The 3544-nt window shown below is 63.1% G+C and carries 4 protein-coding genes; 3 read left to right on the plus strand and 1 reads right to left on the minus strand.

Going from position 1 to position 3544, the window contains the following annotated elements:
- Nucleotides 1-587, plus strand: a 587-nt coding sequence (locus tag A2J01_RS21525) for a DNA alkylation repair protein (RefSeq protein WP_064113536.1), incomplete at its 5' end; no start/stop codon positions are given.
- Nucleotides 588-779: 192 nt separating this feature from the next.
- The gene (locus tag A2J01_RS21530; protein WP_231915865.1) at nt 780-1775 is read left to right on the plus strand and encodes an ABC transporter substrate-binding protein; all 996 of its coding nucleotides are present in this window, start codon (nt 780-782) and stop codon (nt 1773-1775) included.
- Nucleotides 1776-1783: 8 nt separating this feature from the next.
- Here A2J01_RS21530 and A2J01_RS21535 read toward each other — a convergent pair whose 3' ends face one another.
- On the minus strand, nt 1784-2728 hold the full coding sequence (locus tag A2J01_RS21535) for a GlxA family transcriptional regulator (RefSeq protein WP_047889416.1): 945 nt from the start codon (nt 2726-2728) through the stop codon (nt 1784-1786).
- Nucleotides 2729-2933: 205 nt separating this feature from the next.
- On the opposite strand from A2J01_RS21535, the gene A2J01_RS21540 reads away from it, so the two are divergent.
- Nucleotides 2934-3544 (plus strand): DJ-1/PfpI family protein (locus A2J01_RS21540; protein ID WP_064113538.1); only part of this gene is annotated, 611 nt, incomplete at its 3' end.

The raw sequence follows: 3544 nt of genomic DNA on the forward strand, positions 1-3544 counted from the left end.
GTGACGATCACGGTGTGAACCTCACAAAACTGCGCGCTGTTGCGAAGCGATTGAAGACTCAGCAGGAACTCGCACAACAGCTTTGGGCGACGGGCGATACCGCGGCGCGATTGTTGGCCCTTTTGATCTGCCGCCCGAAGGCGTTCGAGCGTGACGAGTTGGATGTCATGTTGCGAGAGGCCCGCACTCCGAAGGTGCAGGACTGGCTCGTCAATTACGTGGTGAAGAAGAACCCGCATGCCGAGGAGTTGCGGGTGGCCTGGACCGCTGACCCTGATCCTGTGGTCGCTAGCGCCGGGTGGGCTCTGACCACCGAACGTGTCGCGAAGAAGCCCGAGGGACTTGACCTTTCAGGGCTACTCGACGTCATCGAGGCGGAGATGAAGGATGCTCCTGACCGCCTGCAATGGGCGATGAATCACTGCCTGGCTCAGATCGGGATCGAACATGCCGAGTACCGCGCCCGGGCAATCGAGATCGGTGAGCGACTGCGGGTGCTCGAGGATTACCCGACTCCACCGAACTGCACCTCGCCGTTTGCGCCCATCTGGATCGCGGAGATGGTGCGACGACAGAGGGCAAAGTAGAGCGCACGACAACTGAGGATAGGGTTACCTTCGTGCTACGTTAGGCGCCGTCACCCGCTCGGGGTGTCTGAGCAGGTCAATCGGTCGAGAGGTGCTTCAGTGACAAGGATTCCGGGTCGAGCGTCATCGGAGCGGCGCAGCCGTGTCCGCGGGATGGTAGCTGTCCTGGCGGCATGCGGCCTCGTAACTGGAATGGCGGCCTGCAGCAGCAACGACGACGGTGGTGGCACCGAGACTTCGTCCGCGGCGAATGCCGCGTTTCCGGTGACGATCACGTCGGCTCTCGGCACGGCCGAGATCAAGGAGGAGCCCAGGCGGGTCGCAACCTGGGGATGGTCCAATCAGGACGCCCTCCTGGCGCTCGGTGTCGTCCCGGTCGCGATGCCCACTTTCTCCGGACCTCAGTACGGGGCCGACGCGCAGGGCATTCTGAAGTGGGACGCCGAGGCACTCGACAAGCTCGGTGGCGAGCAGCCGATCTTGTTGTCGGGTGACGGAACGGGCGAAGCACCTGTCGAGCAGTTCGCCAAGGCTGAACCAGATCTCATCTTCGCCCCGTACTCCGGGCTCACTCAGCAGGAATTCGACGCACTGTCGAAGATCGCGCCGGTGGTTTCCTTCCAGGACGAGCCGTGGACCGCGTCGTGGCAGGACCAGGTGACCATCGCTGGTCAGGCGCTGGGTAAACAGGCCGAGGCCGGCACGCTCATCGACAAGACCAACGCCGCGATCAGCGCGACGGCTGCGAAGAACCCTGCGTTGCAAGGTAAGACCGTCACCATCGGACTCCCGAACAGTCCGAGCACCTTCGCGGTGAGTAAGAACGCCGACGTGCGTGTCGAGTTCCTCGAGCAGCTGGGTCTGAAGAACGAGCCGACGATCCAGCAGGCCGATCCCGCCAAGGATCCCGAGGCCGTGTACTTCGAGCTGAGCACCGAGCAGGCGCCGCTGATTGCGTCTGACGTGCTGTTCGTGGTGGCCTACGACAAGGACTCTCTGAACGCGTTCCTCGCCGAGCCACTGGTGGCAGCTCAGCCGGTGATCGTCGATGGGCGTACGGCATCCACCAAGGACTTCAGCGTCGACAAGAACTTCGCGTTCGGCGGACTGACGGTCCTGACCATCCCGTACATCCTCGACGACGTCGCCACAGTTCTGAACACCGCTGCCGGCAACGTCAAGGGCTGACCGGCCCGCTAGCGGGAAGTTCGAAACTGCGTCCGGTATCGCTGTGGACTGGTACCGACCAGGTCTCGGAAGCGTTCGCGGAACGTCGTGACGGCATTGAATCCGACCTGTCCCGCAACACGTTCGATCGAGTGGTCGGTAGTCTCGAGCAGAAATTGCGCTTGGCGGAGCCGTGCGTGATGGAGCCACTGCAACGGCGTCGTACCGATTTGTTCCTGGAATCGGCGGTTGAGCGTGCGAGTGCTCATCGTTGCCTTGGCCGCGATTGTCGTGATGTCGAGTTGCTCCCCGAGGTTCTCTTCCATCCAGTTCAGTAGCGGCCTGAGGGTTGTCCCGCTGGGTACGGGAGGCTCGTGGACGATGAATTGTGCTTGCCCTCCGGCACGTTCGAGCGGCATCACACTCAGCCGCGCCGTGTCGGCGGCGACCGCGGACCCGTAGTCCTGACGGACCATGTACAGGCACAGGTCGAGTGCGGCCGCGGCGCCGGCGGAAGTCAGGACGTGCCCGTTGTCTACGTAGAGAACGGCGGCGTCGACGTCGATAGCCGGGTGCCGGCGGGCCAACTCCGACGCAGCCGCCCAGTGCGTCGTCGCGCGAAGTCCGTCGAGCAGGCCTGTGTCGGCGAGGGTGAATGCGCCGACGCACAGTGAGGCGATGCGCGTGCCGCGATCCGCGGCAGTTCTGAGGGCTTCGATGATCTCGGGGTCGATCGGCACATCGAGATCGGCGGTGCCCGGGATGATGATCGTGCTTGCCTGGGCGAGGCGTGAGAGTCCGTGCGGTACTCGCATCGTGAACGTTCCGGTCTCCACCTCCTCGGTGAGCGCGCACACGGAGGTCCGGTACGCCGGTGCACCCGAGGGGAGCCTGCATCGTCCGAAGACTTCGAGGGGTGCCGCCAGGTCCATCGGCACCACCCCGGGCAACGCGAGAACTGCAACGTCATGCATGTCTGAAACGTAGCGTATGTCGCGCGAGATTCGGTGATCTCGTGTCGTGAAATATCCTCTCAACTGGTATTTCGCAGAATATGTGAGGTTGGCTGAAATCCGTCGAAGGTTGGCTTTCAGCCGTCGCCATAGAGGTCAACTTCCTCCTACTGTCGTGGGAACAGCGACGTGCACAGGAGCGCGTCGCACAAAATCGGAGGTTGCAGTGCACGCGCAGATCGTGTTGTTCGACGGATTCGATCCCATGGATGTCGTGGGTCCGTACGAGGTGCTCTACGCCGGGGGTCTCGCCAGCGGTGGGGCGTTGAGTGTCGAACTCGTCAGTGCGGAGGGGCCTGGGACCGTCCTGAGCGGAAGTGGTGAACTCGCTATGACCGCCACTGCAACCCTCGATGTCGAACACGCGGATCTGATTATCGTTCCCGGAGCATCGGGTCTCTTCGAACCCGATGCGGACCAGCCGGGCACCAGTTTGCCGGAAAGGCTCGCGGCCACAACGGAAACCGAACTGCCTGTCATGATGCGGCGTGCACTCGACGATCCTGGTGTTCTTGTTGCGACCGTCTGTGGAGGATCTTTGGCGCTGGCGATGGCGGGGCTTCTCGAAGGGCGCCGCGCCGTGACACACCATCTTGCCGTGGACGCACTGGCGGCCGGCGGCGTTATTCCGATCCAGGCGCGAATCGTCGACGATGGTGACCTGATCACCGCCGGCGGTGTGACATCCGGTCTCGACCTTGGCCTGTACCTGTTGGAACGATGCCTCGGGCCCCGGATAAGTCTCGAGGTCGAAGCGCTCTTCGACTACGAGCGTCG

The organism is Rhodococcus sp. EPR-134 (genome assembly GCF_001647205.1).
Classification (GTDB): Bacteria; Actinomycetota; Actinomycetes; order Mycobacteriales; family Mycobacteriaceae; genus Rhodococcus_F; species Rhodococcus_F qingshengii.